A 17074-nucleotide genomic window follows, 5' to 3' on the forward strand; every position below is an offset into this window, starting at 1 on the left:
TAGCTTAAACTAGGGAGGATATCAATTTGAATCAAAATATTTTAGAATCGTATGGCTGGGATTCTTTTTTTGAGGAACAAGCTGTAGAGAACTTTGAAGTAGGGCGTATTTTACTTGAGCATAAGCATATATATCGAATTATTTGTAATGATGGTGAATATATGGCAGAACTGTCTGGAAAGTTTCGGCATGAAGCAGTAACGAAGGGAGATTATCCAGCTGTTGGTGATTGGGTGTATATAAAGAAAATAGAGAATGAAAAGAAAGCTATCATTCATCGTATTTTTCCGAGAAGAAGCTCTTTTTCTAGGCAAGAAGCTGGTACTCGAACGGAAGAACAAGTAATAGCAGCAAATGTAGATTATTTATTTTTAGTGAATGCACTTAATCATGATTTTAATGTTAGAAGGATGGAACGTTATTTATTATTAGCGTATGAAAGTGGCGCTATGCCAGTTATTGTTTTAACAAAGAGTAGTATATGTAATGATGTAGAACAGAAAATTGTAGAAACGGAAGCTATAGCAATTGGTGTTCCTATTTTCGTTGTTGATAGTTTAGAGCATACAGGTATTGATTCGTTGAAACAATTCGTTTCTTCAGGGAAAACAATTGCTTTAGTTGGGTCATCAGGGGTAGGAAAGTCAACTTTGTTAAATGCGCTAATAGGAATTGAGGTAGCAAAAACGGGAGATATACGTGAAGAGGATAGTAGGGGGAGGCATACGACAACGCATCGAGAGTTATTTCAATTGCCAAGTGGCGCTCTCGTAATTGATACTCCCGGCATGAGAGAATTGCAACTTTGGGAAGGAAGCGAAGCGATTCAAACAACATTCTCTGATATTGAAAAACTTGCGACAACATGCCGTTTTCGTGATTGTAAGCATGAGGATGAACCAGGATGCGCGGTGCATAGTGCAATTGATAACGGACTTATTACGATAGATCGTTTGAAAAGCTATAAAAAATTACAAAGAGAACTGGCGTATTTTATGAGAAAACAAGATGTAATCCTTGCCAGAGCAGAGCGTGATAAGTGGAAAAAGCTTTCTAAACAACATAAAAAAATGTAAAAACCAAAGGGTGCCCCTTTGGTTTTTTCTATTTGTAAATTTTATAATAATATTATTCATATATATAGACAAAGGGAACTTAATTGTTTAAACTTTACAAAGTATTCATCATAATAGGTTATGAAAATAATAATTAGGGATTGGGAAATATTCATAATTAACTCAATTTAACTTTTAAATTTGAAAATTAGGAGGTTCATAATGGATAAACTATTAAATTTGTTTCGTGATATGAAAGTAGCAAAAAAGCTATTAATTTCATTCTTTGTAATTTTAATTGCGGCTGTGTCTATTATCGGAGGCATGTCTTATCAAACAGCCAAAAAGAATTTTGAATCGCAAATTAAGAGTAGTGCCAACGACAATATAAAAATACTGGATAATTTAATCAATCAAATGATTGATGCAAAATTTAATGATGTAAATAATTTTGCACGGGTGATTCAGGGGAATATGTATCAAGGAGATAATCAGGATGAATTAAGAAAAATGTTATCTCAATATATAAATTTAAATAAAGATGTTGAACAAGTATATGTTGCCGGAAATGATAAAAAATTTGTACAAGAACCAAATATACAAATGGCAGCAGACTATGATCCAACAGAGCGTTCTTGGTATAAAGATGCAGTTGCAAAACAAGGTGGTATTGTTGTTACTGAGCCATATAAGGCAAAAGGAAATGGACATATTGTTGTAACAATCGCAAAACAAACAGAAGATAAAAATGGGGTTGTTGCGCTAGATTTAAGTTTAGATAATTTATTAAAAACATCAAAGTTAATTAATATTGGTAAAAAAGGATATGCCTTCATTTTAGATGGAAAGCAAAAAATAATTGCTCATCCACAAGAAAAATCAGGGGAAAAAGCGGCTGATTCTTGGGCAAAGAAAATTTATGAAGATAATCACGGTGCTTTTTCATATTCTTATGGCGGTAGTGAAAAGAATATGGTATTTGCTACAAATGTAAAAACAGGTTGGAAAATTGGTGGGACTATGTACTCAAGTGAAGTAATTGAAGCTGCTCAACCTGTATTTTATAATATGTTAATTGTTATGCTTATCTCATTAGTAATAGGTGGAGCACTTATTTATTTTGTAACACTTTCAATTACGAAGCCTTTAAAGAGATTAGTTGTTACCTCTAAAGAAATAAGTGAAGGGGATTTAACGCAAACAATTGAAATTCATTCTAATGATGAAATCGGCCAACTTGCTAAAGGATTTAATGAGATGACGAATTCGTTACGGACGTTAATCGGAAGAATTAACGATTCAGCTGGGCATGTTGCAGCGGCATCAGAAGAGCTAACTGCAAGTGTAAGGCAAGCAAGTGAAGCGACTGAGCAAATCACAATCGCAATGGATGAAATATCAAGTGGGGCAACGACGCAAACAACAAGCGTAGAAAATGGCGCTATGTTACTGTTTGATGTAACGGAAGGAATTCAGCATGTAGCAAATAGTTCATCATCTATTAATACGGCTTCTGCACATACTCGTGAAAAAGCAGAAGATGGTGGGAAACTAGTAGGAAGAACAGTAAACCAGATGCAGTCTATTGCAGAATCTGTGTCACAATCAGATGCAGTTATACAATTACTAAATAATAAATCAAAACAAATTGGTGATATTTTAGAAGTAATTCAAAATATTGCAGATCAAACAAACCTTCTAGCTTTAAATGCGGCGATTGAAGCCGCAAGAGCCGGTGAGCATGGAAGAGGTTTCGCAATTGTTGCAGATGAAGTGCGTAAATTGGCAGAGCAGTCTAGCGTATCTTCTAGTGAAATTAGTAAATTAATATGTGAAATACAAGATGATATGGGTAAGACAGTCAAATCTATGAATCATGTAAATGAGGAAGTTCAATCTGGACTTGTTATCGCAAATGAAACGAAGCAAAACTTTGCTGAAATTTTACAATCTACAAATGAAATAGCTAATCAAATTAAGACGATGGTTGAAACGGCTAATGGAATGTCAAAAGGGGCAAATGAAGTATCTATTTCGGTAGGACAAATTGCAATGACAGCGCAAAATAATGCGACAAGCACACAAAACGTTGCGGCTTCAGCTGAAGAACAGCTAGCTTCGATGGAGGAAATTGGATCCGCAGCGGGCACGCTATCTCAAATGGCTGAAGAGTTACAAGGACTAATTGACAGATTTAAAGTTTAATAGAGAACAGACTATCCCCTAGTAGCATTATGCCACTAGAGGGTAGTCTGTTTTATTGTGTAAAATCAAATAGGGATGTAGACTTTCTTTATGACGTTTAAAATGGCATTTTACATAATGTTTGTCGAAAAATAGAGGTATTTGTTAGCTTTGTGTATAATTATTAACGTATAGAATACAAATAAAAGGAGAGTATTATGGGAGTGTATTGGGGGACAAAAAGACATTCTTGGCTTAGTTACGTCTCATTTTGGCTAAGTATTTCATTTTTTATTGTTTTTCTAATTGAAGTGTTTATATTAAAAACACTTTCGAATAGCTCGGTACAAATTGTTAAATATTTTTATTTTATACTTGTACCAGTAAATATTTTTCTTAGTTTAAAGTTACTATTTAAGAAGAATGAAAAGAAAGCGTTACCTATTTTTAGTTTCATTGTCTCATTATTATTTGCAATTTTAATAATCGTATTAGTTTTAGCAGCTATAGGGAAGTTCTTTTAAGGGGAGTGGTATAAGTCACTCTTCTTTTTTATTTGTGGTAGTCTTATTATATGTAAAAGTATGAATGCTGTGAGCTAATAAAAGCGGAGAGTAGACAATATTTGCATGGATTAAAGTCTGACGCTATTTAAACTTGTAAGAGTGTATGGAGTAATGAGGTAATATACATAATAATGGAGATAGAATTAGTTATTTTATAAGTATCTATGAAGCAAATGAATACGGTAAGAACGGTGATATATGGTACAATAGCTATGGATAGTGATAGAGATAAAGGGTATATAAAATACTCATCGTTTTTTAGTAAGAGAGGGGTTATCTTATGCTATACGAGGATTTGGAGACATTATTTCAAACAGCTCCGAAAGAAGATAGAGGCGGATGGAAATATATAATCCAAGAACAAAATGATACATATAAAATTGTTGATGAAATACTGAAAAATCAAATGAGTGTCGAATTGTATTTTAATGAATACGATGAGGTGAAAATCACTTTATATAAAGATGGAATTCCCATTACGACTATACAAAGAATTGTGATTTCAAAAGTTGAATTAGACGAAGATGAAGAGGGTATTCAATTTGTTTTAGAGCGCATGCCTAGTCGAATGATTCGGTTGCAATTAAAGCCATATTTAGCATTAGAAATGGGGCCGTACTGGGAAGTATGTGATGATTGTGAATGAACATAAAAAAGCATCCAATAACATGGATGCTTTTTTATGTTTTTTGAAGTTGTTTAAACGCAATGATTGGAAGTATAACAATACTTACCCATCCGATGATAGGATATAGAATGTGAAGTAAGTCACTGTAACCGATGTAACTAAAGCAATAACTAATTAGTAAAATGAAGAAAATAATATTGTTATTTTTCCACCCGGTAATAGATTGCATCTGTTTTGTCATCCCGAACACATTACCAACTAAAGTTGTGAAAACTTCACCGAAAATAATGAGAACGAAGAAGAAGTGAAAAGTTGCATTAAATCTTCTTATGACTTCAGCCATTGGGATGTTATATTGATAAAATTGATCGACTGATAAGATTGCTAAATGGCTGCATAATAAAATTAAAGAAAGTCCAGCACCACCTAAAATCCCACCCAAAAAAATGGCTTTTCGATCCTTTACTTCACTGGCTAATGGGACGAGAACACTTTGGGCAAGAGAAAGATTTAAGGCGACATATGTAATAGGGCTAGTAATCCATTTCATATTCCAACTCTCTGCAGGAATAGTGTTATTAATGGAAGGTGTACCGTGAAAAAAGGTTGTAATAGCAAGTCCGATAATAAAAATCATCATAATAGGTACGACAAGTGTATTTACTTCAAAAACACCTTGTAATCCGCGGCTACTTATAATGAGACAAGCGATAACTGTAATGAGAATACCGAGTTGTCTTGGTAAGCGAAGTTGCTCTTCAAATACTGCACCAGCCCCTGATAACATAACGCTCGTTACGCCGAATAAAACGAGTAATAATAATGTGTTTACAACATTCCCAAATACATCCCCAAATAAATACTTGTTAAATTCTTGCGCTGAAAATGCCCCGATTTGTGATGAAAGTAACATCATCTTTGTGCCGAGCCAAATAAAAAAAAATCCACTTACACATATGCCAATTGTCCCGTATAATCCATTCACTGTGAAAAATTCAACAATTTCTCGTCCAGTAGCAAATCCAGCTCCAACGACAGTTCCGATATAAGTAGCGGCTACTTTCTTTGCTACTTGCCATTGTTGATTGTCCATGTTATCCCTCTTTCTACTATGATGAGCTTGATGTACTATTATGCATATGTATGAGCTTGGACAATTAGACGTATGAAGTGTTTGAAAAAATACATGAATTAAATGATATTAGGGAAGTATTAAAGGTGTTAAAACTTTGTTACATATAAGCCGATTGTTCGAAAGGAAAGGGAATGTATGGTAAAATGTAATTAGGTTATTAAAAGATAAACATTACAAAATGATAAGAGGAGTGGATTGTATGAGTACGAAAACAAATGTTGTTGAAGTATTAAACAAGCAGGTAGCAAACTGGAATGTGTTATATGTGAAACTACATAATTATCACTGGTATGTGACAGGGCCACACTTCTTTACATTACATGAGAAATTTGAAGAGTTTTATAATGAAGCTGGAACGTATATTGATGAGTTAGCAGAACGTATTTTAGCTTTAGAAGGTAAACCATTAGCGACAATGAAAGAATATCTTGCAACATCTAGTGTCAGCGAAGGGACAAGCAAAGAATCTGCAGAAGAAATGGTGCAAACATTAGTGAATGATTATTCTGCACTTATTCAAGAATTAAAAGAAGGTATGGAAGTTGCGGGCGAAGCTGGCGATGAAACATCAGCTGACATGCTGTTAGCAATTCATACAACATTAGAACAACATGTATGGATGCTAAGTGCATTCTTAAAATAACGATAAAAAATATAAAGAAACCCATTGAAAAATTATTTCAATGGGTTTTTTTATGATTTTTCAGTTTTCTTTTATGCTATAATATAGTAAAAAGGAGGCGATGCGATGTTTCGCTTTTTCAGAACTGGAAAAGAAGAGCGGGAAATTACGAAAGATGAATTAGAACAAGCGATGGCTCAGTTTTTAGAAACGAATGCTAATATCGTTTATACAGTATTAGTAAATGAAGATTATACAGTAAATTATGATTTGTTAAAACCGTATTTACCTGCATTTCCAACAAATGATTTTCTCATAACGAAGGAAACGCTTGAGGTATTTGAACATACAGCAGAAAATTTAAACCTAGTGAAAGAAATTGATGTCGTACAAAAGGCAGTAGATCAATACGTAACAGAAAAAGAAATGTTCCCAATTGTTGAAGGTAGCGAAGATCGCCTCATATGCGGAATGAAACTAGGACCTTACTTAAATCGTAGCTTAAAAAGAGACTTATATATTTCAGAAAAACATTATTTAGTTTCAAGTAAACCAGATAGAAAAAAACAAAAGAGCGGGTAGACGTAATGAAAACAACAATACATATATTGTTGTCTTTTTTTGTTTGTTAAAATATTGATTTTTCAGTTTATTGATATTTATATTAAATGTATTGGACAGGGAAGGATAACTATTAAGTATCATTCGGAGAATAAGATATTGCTAGGGCGAGTTATATAAAATCTTCACAAAGTGGTATAAAGATTCGCAAAATAAATATTATAAAAAGTTTCGGGGGATTTGGTACATGAAAAATAGTATGACTTACATTCAATTATTGAATGAAACGTTACGTTGTTATGCAAATAAAGGAAGTTTTGAAGCGTACAATTTTATAATGGAAAACGCTACAGGTGTAATAGGGAATGAGGCGCAAATATATAATTTTAAGTATGCGCTCGCAAGTGCATCAGGACTTGAAAAAGAAGCATTACATTTAATGAGGGAGGCCATTATAGAAAAGGGATTCTGGTATGGAAATGAATATTTAATTTCCGACGAAGATTTAAAATCACTACATAAATATAAAGAATTTCATACAATGGTGCAATTATGTAAAGAAAGAGCAGAATTAGCACATAAAAAGGAAAGACCAGATGTGAAATATATATACAGCAAGAAAGAGGGGAATCTACTACTTACATTACATGGTGACCAAGAAAATATTCAAATAGTAGAGCCATATTGGAAATCAGTTTTGACACAAGATTACACGTTAGCTTTACCACAGTCTTCACAAATTCAGTTTTCAGATGGATTTGTTTGGGATGATATAGAGAGAGGGAAAGAAGAATTAAAAGAGCATTACAATAAGTTTATAGAAAATCATACAGTAGAAAATGTAATAATTGGTGGTTTTTCTGCTGGGGCAAGAGTAGCTTTATATACGATTTTACAAAAAGATATAGATGTAGATGGTTTTATTTTTATGGCACCATGGCTTCCTGAGATTGAAGAATGGGATGAGTTGCTAAGAGTGCTGGAGGATAAACATATAAAAGGATATATAGTATGCGGGGATCAAGATGAAGATTGTTTCGAATCCACGCAGCAATTTGTACGATTATTAAGAGATAAAAATATAGAGCATAAGTATAAAGTTGTGCCTAACTTAGATCATGATTATCCTATTAACTTTGATGAACTATTAAAAGAAGCTATTGAATATATAGGAAATAAAAACAATAAGTAGTAAGAAAAAGAGATGCATCGTATGTGATGCATCTCTTTTTAGAGTTATAAATTAAAAGCATTTGCTAGTAGGCGATAAGACTTTAATTTATGTTCAAATTGATGGGTAATCGTGACAATCATAAATTCGTCAGTATTGTATGCTTTGCTTAAATTTATTATTTTTTCTTTTACAGAAGACGGATCACCAACAATCATACGTTGACGATTTTCTTTTATACGGAATAAATCATAAGCACTGTATGAATAATTTTGAGCAGTTTCGATAGAAGGTGTACCAGTAGTTCGTTTTCCTTGCTCTAATAATAAGATTGATAAATCCAAACTAGAAGCAATTTTTTCCGCTTCTTCATTTGTTTCTCCGCATATAACAAAAATAGAAACGATTGACTTTGGTTTATCTCCTAAAAATGAAGGCTGATATTGTTCTTGGTAAGCCTTCATAACTTCAGGACCTCCGAATCCATTAATAAATTGCGCAAATGCGAAAGAAGCTCCGTTGTTTGCGGCAATTTTAGCGCTCTCTCCGCTAGAACCGAGCATCCACATTTCAGGAGATGTTGGGATAACTGGAGTGGCTTTTAAGTTTGCATAGTGATGGTTTTCTGGTACTTGATCATGTATGTACATTGCAACGTCTGCAATTTGTTCTGGATATTGATCAAGTGAGACCATTTTCCCTTCTTGAAGTGCGCGAGTTGCTATTGGCATACCACCAGGAGCTCTACCAACACCGAGATCGATACGATTTGGATACAGTGCTTCTAAAACGCGGAAATTCTCAGCAACTTTATATGGGCTATAATGCGGTAACATAACACCACCTGAACCGACTCTAATACGGTCCGTTTTCGCGGCAATATGAGAAATAAGTATTTCTGGACTTGAACCAGCTAAGCTTACGGAATTATGATGTTCGGATACCCAAAAACGTGTGAATCCGAGTTTTTCAACTTCTTGTGCAAGCGTAACTGTATGTGAAAAAGCTTGGGCTGCTGTGCTACCATCTGAAATAGGTGATTGGTCTAATACACTTAACTTGATCATAGAATATACCTCTCAATCTTAATGTACATCCTATTATATATTTACTTATGAAAAATGCGTAGTGAAATGCTCAAAATGAAAAGTGGATAATCCTATTTCCGCTTTTAATGAGAAAATCCGCGTTCATAATGATTCATTTCAACCAGATTTAAAATATATTCATAGTTGTCAATTTCACATTTTAGCTGTTCACGTTCTTTTTCAGATAGTGTCATATTGCTAAGTTTTTTACATAAGTTTTGTTTCTTTAATTCTAAATGCTTTTTTGTAGCGTGGTAATCATAAGTATGTTTCATTTTTTAGTCACTCCTTCGTTGCGGTTGCTATATTATACGAAGCATAAAGAAATATGAAATCTGTCTCTTATGTACTTTTAGTGAATATTCAAATTGCAATGGTGTTATGTTTATGGAGATTTATGAATAAAATGCACTAAACCACTAACGTCCATTTGATGAAGTAAGGGGTGGAATTGTGCAGAAAGATATAATGTATAACACTGAAATGGATGAAGCGTTAAAAGTTATAGATAAAGGATTGAAGAAGACGATAAATCCAAAACAAATTATTGTAGTGGGAGCTGGTATGGCTGGATTAGTTTCAGCATCTTTATTAAAGGCTGCAGGACATGATGTGAAAATTTTTGAAGCAAACAACCGGGTAGGTGGCCGTATAGAAACGGTTAGAATGGAAGATACCGGATTATATTTAGATGTTGGAGCAATGAGGATTCCATATTCGCATACATTAACGATGACATATATAAGAAAATTTGGGCTACAGGTGAGACCTTTTATTAATAGAAATGAGACGGATATTATATACGTAAATGGACGGAAAACGACGTTAAAACAATATGAAAAAGATCCAAGTATTCTAAGATATCCTGTGGAAATGAATGAAGTTGGAAAAACGTCAGAGGAATTATTATTGTTAGCGGTACAGCCCATTATAAATTTTATAAAAAAGAACCCAGAAAAAAATTGGGACGTTGTAGTAAAGGATTTTGGAAGATACTCTACTGGGCAATTTTTAAAGTATCATCCTTATCAGTATAATACTTACTTTTCGCCAGTAACAATTGAGATGATCGGTGTTCTATTAGATTTAGAAGGTTTTTTGGAACGATCGTTTGTAGAGACTTTACGCTTTCTATACATTATGCAAGAGGAGAGCGGATTTTGTGAAATTGTGGGCGGGAACGATAGATTGCCAAAGTCATTTTTACCGCAATTAGAAGAGAATATTATATATAATCAAAAATTAATGAAGCTACATCAACACGATAATGGTGTGACAGCTTTCTATCGGAACGAGGAAACTTTTGAATATAGTAGTATTACAGGAGATTTAGTTATTGTTACCATTCCGTTTTCGACAATGCGTTTTGTAGAAGTAGATCCGTTTGATTCTATATCTCATGAAAAATGGAAAGCAATTCGTGAATTACATTATATGCCTGCGACGAAAATAGGAATTCAATTTAAAAGCCGATTTTGGGAAGAACAAGGACAATTAGGCGGCAGAATTATAACAGATTTGCCAATTCGTTATGCCTATTATCCAAGCTATGGAATTGGGGAGAAAGGACCGGCTATGATGTTAGGTAGCTATACATGGTCTTATGACGCATTGTTATGGGATGGTTTATCAAAAGGTGATCGTATTTATTACGCATTACACAACTTAGCAACAATATTAGGTGGTCAAGTGTATGATGAGTTCATATCTGGAATATCAAAAAGCTGGACATTGGATCCGTATGCGCTTGGAGGATTTGCACTTTTTCAAGCAGGTCAAGAATCTGAGCTGCAACCAGCGATTGTCAAACCAGAAGGGAGAATATTCTTCGCTGGAGATCATACAACGCTATATCACGGATGGATTCAAGGTGCGATTGAATCTGGAATTCGTGTAGCGGTGGAAGTGAATGAGTAAAAGGTTTTCAATTCAGAAAATTCTTTACTATATAATTTGAGATGGATATTATTATATATAAAAGAAATATAGGGAGTGTTTACAGTGAATCCGTTATTATTCGATTTTCCTTCTGAATTTTATACTGACAGGCTTTTTATTCGAATGCCGAAACCAGGAGATGGTAAAGTTGTATATGATGCAATTCAGGCTTCAATAGAAGAACTAAAACCTTGGATGGTGTTTGCACAAAAAGAGCAAACAGAGCAAGAAATAGAAGAAAGTATTAGAAAATCACATATTCAATTTTTGCAACGTGAGGATTTAAGATTACTAGTGTTTTCGAAAGAAACAGGTGAATTTATTGCTTCAGCCGGATTACATCGTATTAATTGGGATATACCTCAATTTGAAATCGGATATTGGATTGATACAAGGTTTAGCGGAAAAGGCTATATGGTAGAGGCTGCGAAAGGTATAACGGATTACGCTTTTTCTGAATTGAAAGCAAACCGTGTAGAAATTCGTTGTGATTCTTTAAATAAAAAGAGTAGAGCGATACCTGAGAAATTAGGCTTTAAGTTAGAAGGTACGTTAGAAAGTGCGAGTGTTGCGGTAGATGGAAACGGATTAAGGGATATGTGTGTATTTGCCATGACTAGAAATACATATGAAAAAGAAGAGCTGTAAGAAAACAGCTCTTCTTTTTATGCATTATGGTACAGGATGTCCGTTAGAGCTTTCGAAAATTGTAAACCATTGTTGACGATCTAAGTTAACGTTTGTAGCAAGAGCGGCAGTTTTTACGCGATCTAATTTACCAGAGCCAACGATTGGCATCATATTAGTTGGATGAGCAAGTAACCAAGCATACATAACCGTATCGATACTAGAAACACCTAGCTCAGTAGCAACTTTTTGCACAGTTTCGCGTACACGTACAGCACGTTCTGATTGACCAGTAAAGATCTCACCACCAGCAAGAGGTGACCAAATCATTGGATTGATTCGTTTTTCTTGGCATAAGTCAATTGTTCCTTTTTCAAAATGCTCAAGCTGCAATGCAGAAACTTCAATTTGGTTCGTAATAAGTGGAAAATCTAAGTACGAACTTAACATATTAAATTGTGAAGGTAAGAAGTTAGATACACCGAAGTGACGAACTTTTCCTTCTTGTTTTAATTGTGTAAATGCTTTTGCCACTTCATTTGGATCCATAAAAGGATCGGGACGATGAATAAGTAATACGTCAATATAATTTGTATGTAAATTTTTAAGTGATGCTTCTACACTTTGCATAATATGCTCTGCACTAGTATTGTAGTGAGCAACATATCGCTCTGGAAATTTCGGTGATGGGGGAGCGATTCCACACTTTGTAATAATTTGCATGTTTTCTCGTAAGGAAGGCTTTAATTGTAAAGCTTCGCCAAATAACCCTTCACACGTATATCCGCCGTAAATATCAGCGTGATCAAAAGTAGTAATTCCCATATCCATACAATCTTCAATGAAAGAAAGTAATTCTTGTTTTGTCATATTCCATTCTGCTAAACGCCAAAATCCTTGAATAATACGAGAAAATTCTAGCGTTTCAGCCATTTGAACTCGCTCCATTATAAGTACCCCCTTGATGAATAATAATGTTTTGAAAAGGCTTTCTTACTACATATTATTATATAGTTAATTAGGTGTACAAACAATAAATATGTTTTGCTATAAAAACGATTTTTTCTATCATGCCTTTCGAGAGGACTCCCACCTCTAAACGTAAATGAAGGTGGTGAGGTGAATCGAAAGAAATATTTTATTTTCAAGCAAAAAACAGAAACGTATGTTCTGTTTTTGCTATAATATCCTTAACAGGAGGTGAATAAAATGACAAAGGAAAATCCATCAAACTATAAAACTCTTCAAATCTGGATTAAAAAAGGGCATCGTATGTATTCTTATTTTCAAGAATGTTGTCATAACGCTAAGAACATGTACAACACCACAAACTTTTATATACGCCAGGTGTACACTGGATTAACGCAAGAAAAAGAGTTGCAGCCTTTGCAAAAAGAAGTTCTGGATCATATTCATAAAAATATTGGTAAGATGAATGACACACAACGTCTTGCCTATCAGAAGAAATTGGAAAAAGAGAAATTAAAGCCTAAAGAAGAACAGAAAGAGATTACATGTAATTTGTTTTCAGAACCTAATTTTGAAAAACCTTATGTAGATTACAACTTTCTAGATGCACTATTTAAGGCTATGATTCAAAATGATTATCGAGCTTTGCCTACGCAATGTAGCCAGTCAATCATGAAAGGTTTGTTCCAAAATTGGAAATCTTTTTTTGCTAGTTTAAAAGACTATAAAAAGAATCCAAACAAATATGCTGGACCGCCTAGAATTCCAAAGTATATTCGTTCTTCTGAAAAAGAGATTCTGTATACAAACCAAGATTGCATCATTAAAAACGATAGATTTTTAAAGTTTCCAAAGACGAAATTGCAATTAAATATTGGGAAACTAGGTTTCACTGAGGGTAAACTGAAACAAGTTCGTGTGATTCCAAAATACAATGAATATGTAGTGGAATTGGTAATTGATGTTCCTTCTGAACAACAAATGATTGAAGAGAATGCTCGTTATATGAGTATTGATTTAGGGATTGATAACCTTGCAACCATCGTAACAAACACAGGTATGAAACCTGTCCTTGTTAAGGGCAAACATGTCAAAAGCATAAATCAATATTACAACAAAATGAAGAGTCATTTTACAAGCGTTCTTAGAAATGGAAAACAAACGAATGAAGGGCCTTTTACTTCTAAAAGGATAGAAAAACTTCATCAAAAACGTTACTTGAAAATAAAAGACGTCTTCCATAAAGTTAGTCACCATATCGTAAAACTAGCTCAAGAAGAAGTTTGTAAAATTGTTATTGGTCAAAACAAAAGTTGGAAACAAGAAACGAATATGGGAAAAAGAAATAACCAAACGTTTTGTCATATCCCACATAGTTTATTGATTCAAATGATTACATACAAAGCAAATGCTGTAGGCATTCAAGTTGTTGTAACTGAAGAATCATATACATCGAAAGCAAGTTTTCTGGATAACGACTTCATTCCAACGTATGGAGAAAATGACCAAAATACAACTTTTTCAGGAAAACGAATAGAGCGCGGCATATATCGTTCAGCAAATAAAACTTTAATTAATGCAGATGTAAATGCTGCGGCTAACATTTTACGAAAGGTAATCCCAAATGCATGGACAAATGGGATAGAGGGGTTAGGCGTGAAACAGCTCGCTAATGTGTTAACTCCCCTGACGTTAATCGTCCGTTAGGTCGAAACGTTAGAAACCCCCACTTCAAGATTTGCTAAGTGGGGGAGTGTTCATATGCTATAATGTAGAAACATATAGCTAGAAGGAGATGTACGAAATGATTCCAGTAACAATATTAACTGGTTTTCTTGGATCTGGGAAAACGACATTATTAAATCGTATTTTATCAGAAAATCACGGTAAGAAATTAGCGGTGATTGTAAATGAAATAGGGCAAATTGGCATTGATAATCAGTTGATTATGAATGTGGAAGAAGAAATTATGGAAATGACAAATGGCTGTTTATGCTGTACTGTACGTGAAGATTTACTCGTTGCTTTAAAACAGTTACTGGACGTAAAAGCGGAAGGGAAAATGGATTTTGATGGTTTAGTAATTGAAACGACTGGCCTTGCAAATCCAGGGCCGATTATTCAAACATTCTTTTTAGATCCAGTCATTCAATCTGCATACCAAATTAATGGTGTTGTAACGGTGGTAGATAGTTATCATATACATAAACATTTTGAAAAAGGATTAGAAGCAAAAGAGCAAATTGCGTTTGCTGATGTCGTTTTAGTAAATAAATTAGACTTAATTGAAGAGAGTGAGAAAGAAAATCTTTTGCATGAACTTCAAGGAATTAACCCGACTGCAAAGTTAATTGAGGCGACTAACTGTGAGGTAGATATACCATCTTTATTACAAATCCAAACGTTTAAAACGAAAGATACGTTGCAAATTTACCCTCATAAAGAACATAACCACTTAGAAGGTGTGAAATCATTTGTATTACGTGAAGAACGTCCGCTGGATTTACAAAAGCTTAATGAGTGGATGTCAGCTGTCGTTCAAGAGCTAGGGGAATATTTATATCGTTACAAAGGAATTTTATCGATAGATGGAGTAGATAAACGTATCGTTTTCCAAGGTGTACATACGTTATTTGCTGCTTCGTACGATAGAGAGTGGCAAGAGGGCGAAGAGCGAGTAAGTGAAGTAGTTTTTATTGGAAGAGATATTAATAAAGAGTGGTTCCAAGAACATTTCGAGGAGTGTGTGAAATAAGTCTGTGTAAATCGCAGGCTTATTTTTTATAAGCATTCTATTAGATTGCAAAACAGAATTAAATAAGGGAAAGAAACTAAAAATTGATACATGTATAATAAAAAGCCTGTTTTCACAGGCTTGTATTTTCGTCTATTAGTAACTCCATTACAACACCCACAACTGGACCTTCATCATCAATATCACCATTTAAGCGGAAACCAAATGATTCATACAGTCCCATTGCAAGTTTGTTGTCTGGATGTAAACTTAAGTAAATTATTTTGCATTCAAATTTTTCTTGTAAGAATTGAATGAGTAAGCGAAGGAAACGTTTTGCGTATCCTTTTCCTTGATATTGTTGGTCAATCATAAAGCGATCGAGCCATACACTTTTATGTTTTACTGAATACCATCCATACATTGCATAACCTACAAGTGTTTCTCCATCATATAAACCTACTGACGTTCCGTTTCCTTCATATAATGATTCTGCTAAAGAAAACGCGTTACTTTCAATAAATTGTTGCTGATCTTTTGCGACGTCTAAAGCAACTACTGAACGCCAATTTTTTGCTGTTACTTCACAAATGTGAAGATTCATAATTCCAACTCACCTTCTAAATTAATATAGCTTTAAAGCTAATATGGATAATTTTACTTGTTATTTTGGTCAAGTCAAGGATAAATACATAAAAAGGCAGCTGAATACTAGATTCAGCTGCCTAGAAAATATAATGGATTAGTTTGTTGCTTCTTTCAATGTGTTTACGTTTTCTTCCATTAAAGTGAAGTAATCTTTATTATTTTTTGCATCATCTTCAGAAACAGTAGCTAAGTGATTTAAGCGTAAAACTTTTGTACCAGTTTCTTTTTGAATAACAGATGCTACTTTTGGAGTAGAGAAAGTTTCGAATAAAATATATTTTAGATTATGTTCTTTTACTGTTTTTGTAATGTCAGCAAGCTGTTTTTGAGATGGTTCATCAGAAGCTGAAATTCCAGCGATAGGAATTTGTTTTAGGCCGTATCGTTGTTCCCAGTAACCATAGGCAGCATGAGAAACTAAAATTTCTTTCGTTTTTGCGTTCGCTACAGCTGCCTTAAATTGATCGTCTAAATCAGTAAATTTAGTTTGAAGTGCTGCAAAGTTTTTTTCGAATTCTTTTTTATGTTCAGGTTGTAATTCTACAAGTGCATTTTTAATTTTTTCTGCCTGTTTCATTGCTAGAGTAGGATCTAACCAAACATGTGGGTCTTTATCGTGATGATGTTCATCTTCTTTATGGCCATCTCCATGATCATGATGCTCTTCTTCAGTAGAAGCACGAAGCTCAATACCTTTAGATGCATTTACAATTTTAACATTTTCTTTTTGTAATGTTTTTTCCATTTTTTCAGCAAATGGTTCTAATTCAGCGCCGTTATAAACGAATAAATTGGCTTTTGCAACTTGTACTGTTTGTTTTTGACTTGGTTCAAATGTATGTGAATCTGCACCAGGTGGGTAAATTGCTTCAACATTTACATAGTCGCCACCGATTTTCTTTGCGAAATCAGCAAGTGGGAAAATCGTTGTATAAACTGTTAGCTTTCCATCTTTCTTGGCATTACTTTCTTTTTTATTTGAGCATCCAGCGAAAATTAAGGTAAAAATAAGTAAGAATGAAAATATAGTCAATCTTTTAGGCATGAAGTTCTCCTCTTTTCTTTTTTACGGATATATTTTCCCCAATTATAGAAGAAAAATATCATTTTAATACAAAACGGAATAATTACGTTTTAGTTTGCGAACT

Annotated in this window: 17 protein-coding genes; 11 read left to right on the plus strand and 6 right to left on the minus strand. The window is 33.9% G+C overall.

Features of this window, described 5'->3' with window-relative positions:
* Window positions 1-26 precede the first annotated feature (26 nt).
* The 4 genes from rsgA (at window position 27) to AC3EMB_RS10190 (ending at window position 4451) form a co-directional block, all read left to right on the plus strand.
* Window positions 27-1076 (plus strand): ribosome small subunit-dependent GTPase A, encoded by a 1050-nt coding sequence (gene rsgA / locus AC3EMB_RS10175; RefSeq protein ID WP_069355450.1) that lies wholly within the window; start codon window positions 27-29, stop codon window positions 1074-1076.
* A gap of 201 nt (window positions 1077-1277) precedes the next feature.
* Complete coding sequence (locus AC3EMB_RS10180; RefSeq protein ID WP_023521739.1) at window positions 1278-3260, plus strand: HAMP domain-containing methyl-accepting chemotaxis protein; 1983 nt, start codon at window positions 1278-1280, stop codon at window positions 3258-3260.
* A gap of 197 nt (window positions 3261-3457) precedes the next feature.
* Entirely contained in the window at window positions 3458-3763 is a 306-nt protein-coding gene (locus tag AC3EMB_RS10185; protein WP_000539571.1) for a hypothetical protein, read from the plus strand.
* A gap of 322 nt (window positions 3764-4085) precedes the next feature.
* Complete coding sequence (locus AC3EMB_RS10190; protein WP_000965063.1) at window positions 4086-4451, plus strand: DUF3979 family protein; 366 nt, start codon at window positions 4086-4088, stop codon at window positions 4449-4451.
* Between the two features lie 34 nt (window positions 4452-4485).
* Here the strand turns inward: AC3EMB_RS10190 and AC3EMB_RS10195 are convergent, their stop codons facing one another.
* Window positions 4486-5526, minus strand: coding sequence for a YkvI family membrane protein (locus AC3EMB_RS10195; protein WP_053564703.1), 1041 nt, complete (start codon window positions 5524-5526; stop codon window positions 4486-4488).
* A 241-nt stretch (window positions 5527-5767) separates the two neighbouring features.
* Between AC3EMB_RS10195 and AC3EMB_RS10200 the strand changes: the two genes are divergently transcribed.
* The 3 genes from AC3EMB_RS10200 (at window position 5768) to AC3EMB_RS10210 (ending at window position 7943) form a co-directional block, all read left to right on the plus strand.
* Window positions 5768-6211 (plus strand): Dps family protein, encoded by a 444-nt coding sequence (locus AC3EMB_RS10200; RefSeq protein WP_000105199.1) that lies wholly within the window; start codon window positions 5768-5770, stop codon window positions 6209-6211.
* 105 nt (window positions 6212-6316) lie between these two features.
* Entirely contained in the window at window positions 6317-6772 is a 456-nt protein-coding gene (locus tag AC3EMB_RS10205) for a DUF3939 domain-containing protein (protein WP_000488209.1), read from the plus strand.
* A gap of 226 nt (window positions 6773-6998) precedes the next feature.
* A complete protein-coding gene (locus AC3EMB_RS10210) occupies window positions 6999-7943 on the plus strand; it encodes an alpha/beta hydrolase (protein WP_366987587.1) in 945 nt (314 codons plus the stop codon).
* Window positions 7944-7987: 44 nt separating this feature from the next.
* Here AC3EMB_RS10210 and AC3EMB_RS10215 read toward each other — a convergent pair whose 3' ends face one another.
* Window positions 7988-8989 carry an LLM class flavin-dependent oxidoreductase gene (locus AC3EMB_RS10215; protein ID WP_088025268.1) on the minus strand — a complete coding sequence of 334 codons (1002 nt, stop codon included), beginning with the start codon at window positions 8987-8989 and terminating at the stop codon, window positions 7988-7990.
* Window positions 8990-9093: 104 nt separating this feature from the next.
* On the minus strand, window positions 9094-9285 hold the full coding sequence (locus AC3EMB_RS10220; protein ID WP_000683364.1) for a DUF3896 family protein: 192 nt from the start codon (window positions 9283-9285) through the stop codon (window positions 9094-9096).
* Between the two features lie 178 nt (window positions 9286-9463).
* On the opposite strand from AC3EMB_RS10220, the gene AC3EMB_RS10225 reads away from it, so the two are divergent.
* Together AC3EMB_RS10225 and AC3EMB_RS10230 are read left to right on the plus strand one after the other, a co-directional pair.
* Window positions 9464-10927 carry a flavin monoamine oxidase family protein gene (locus AC3EMB_RS10225; protein WP_454500451.1) on the plus strand — a complete coding sequence of 488 codons (1464 nt, stop codon included), beginning with the start codon at window positions 9464-9466 and terminating at the stop codon, window positions 10925-10927.
* Window positions 10928-11011: 84 nt separating this feature from the next.
* The gene (locus AC3EMB_RS10230) at window positions 11012-11596 is read left to right on the plus strand and encodes a GNAT family N-acetyltransferase (RefSeq protein ID WP_088025267.1); all 585 of its coding nucleotides are present in this window, start codon (window positions 11012-11014) and stop codon (window positions 11594-11596) included.
* A 24-nt stretch (window positions 11597-11620) separates the two neighbouring features.
* Here AC3EMB_RS10230 and AC3EMB_RS10235 read toward each other — a convergent pair whose 3' ends face one another.
* Window positions 11621-12523, minus strand: coding sequence for an aldo/keto reductase (locus tag AC3EMB_RS10235; RefSeq protein WP_423098770.1), 903 nt, complete (start codon window positions 12521-12523; stop codon window positions 11621-11623).
* 261 nt (window positions 12524-12784) lie between these two features.
* Here AC3EMB_RS10235 and AC3EMB_RS10240 point away from each other — a divergent pair, with 261 nt between their 5' ends.
* Both AC3EMB_RS10240 and AC3EMB_RS10245 read left to right on the plus strand, forming a co-directional pair.
* Window positions 12785-14251: an RNA-guided endonuclease InsQ/TnpB family protein gene (locus AC3EMB_RS10240; protein WP_043935049.1), complete on the plus strand. Its 1467-nt coding sequence runs from the start codon at window positions 12785-12787 to the stop codon at window positions 14249-14251.
* Between the two features lie 97 nt (window positions 14252-14348).
* Window positions 14349-15299 carry a CobW family GTP-binding protein gene (locus AC3EMB_RS10245; RefSeq protein WP_053564697.1) on the plus strand — a complete coding sequence of 317 codons (951 nt, stop codon included), beginning with the start codon at window positions 14349-14351 and terminating at the stop codon, window positions 15297-15299.
* Between the two features lie 112 nt (window positions 15300-15411).
* On the opposite strand, the gene AC3EMB_RS10250 is transcribed toward AC3EMB_RS10245, so the two are convergent.
* Both AC3EMB_RS10250 and AC3EMB_RS10255 read right to left on the minus strand, forming a co-directional pair.
* Window positions 15412-15882: a GNAT family N-acetyltransferase gene (locus tag AC3EMB_RS10250; RefSeq protein ID WP_001048677.1), complete on the minus strand. Its 471-nt coding sequence runs from the start codon at window positions 15880-15882 to the stop codon at window positions 15412-15414.
* Window positions 15883-16020: 138 nt separating this feature from the next.
* Window positions 16021-16971 (minus strand): metal ABC transporter substrate-binding protein, encoded by a 951-nt coding sequence (locus tag AC3EMB_RS10255; RefSeq protein WP_001126154.1) that lies wholly within the window; start codon window positions 16969-16971, stop codon window positions 16021-16023.
* Window positions 16972-17074: the final 103 nt, after the last annotated feature.

The sequence above is a fragment of the Bacillus sp. LQ16 genome (assembly GCF_057784645.1).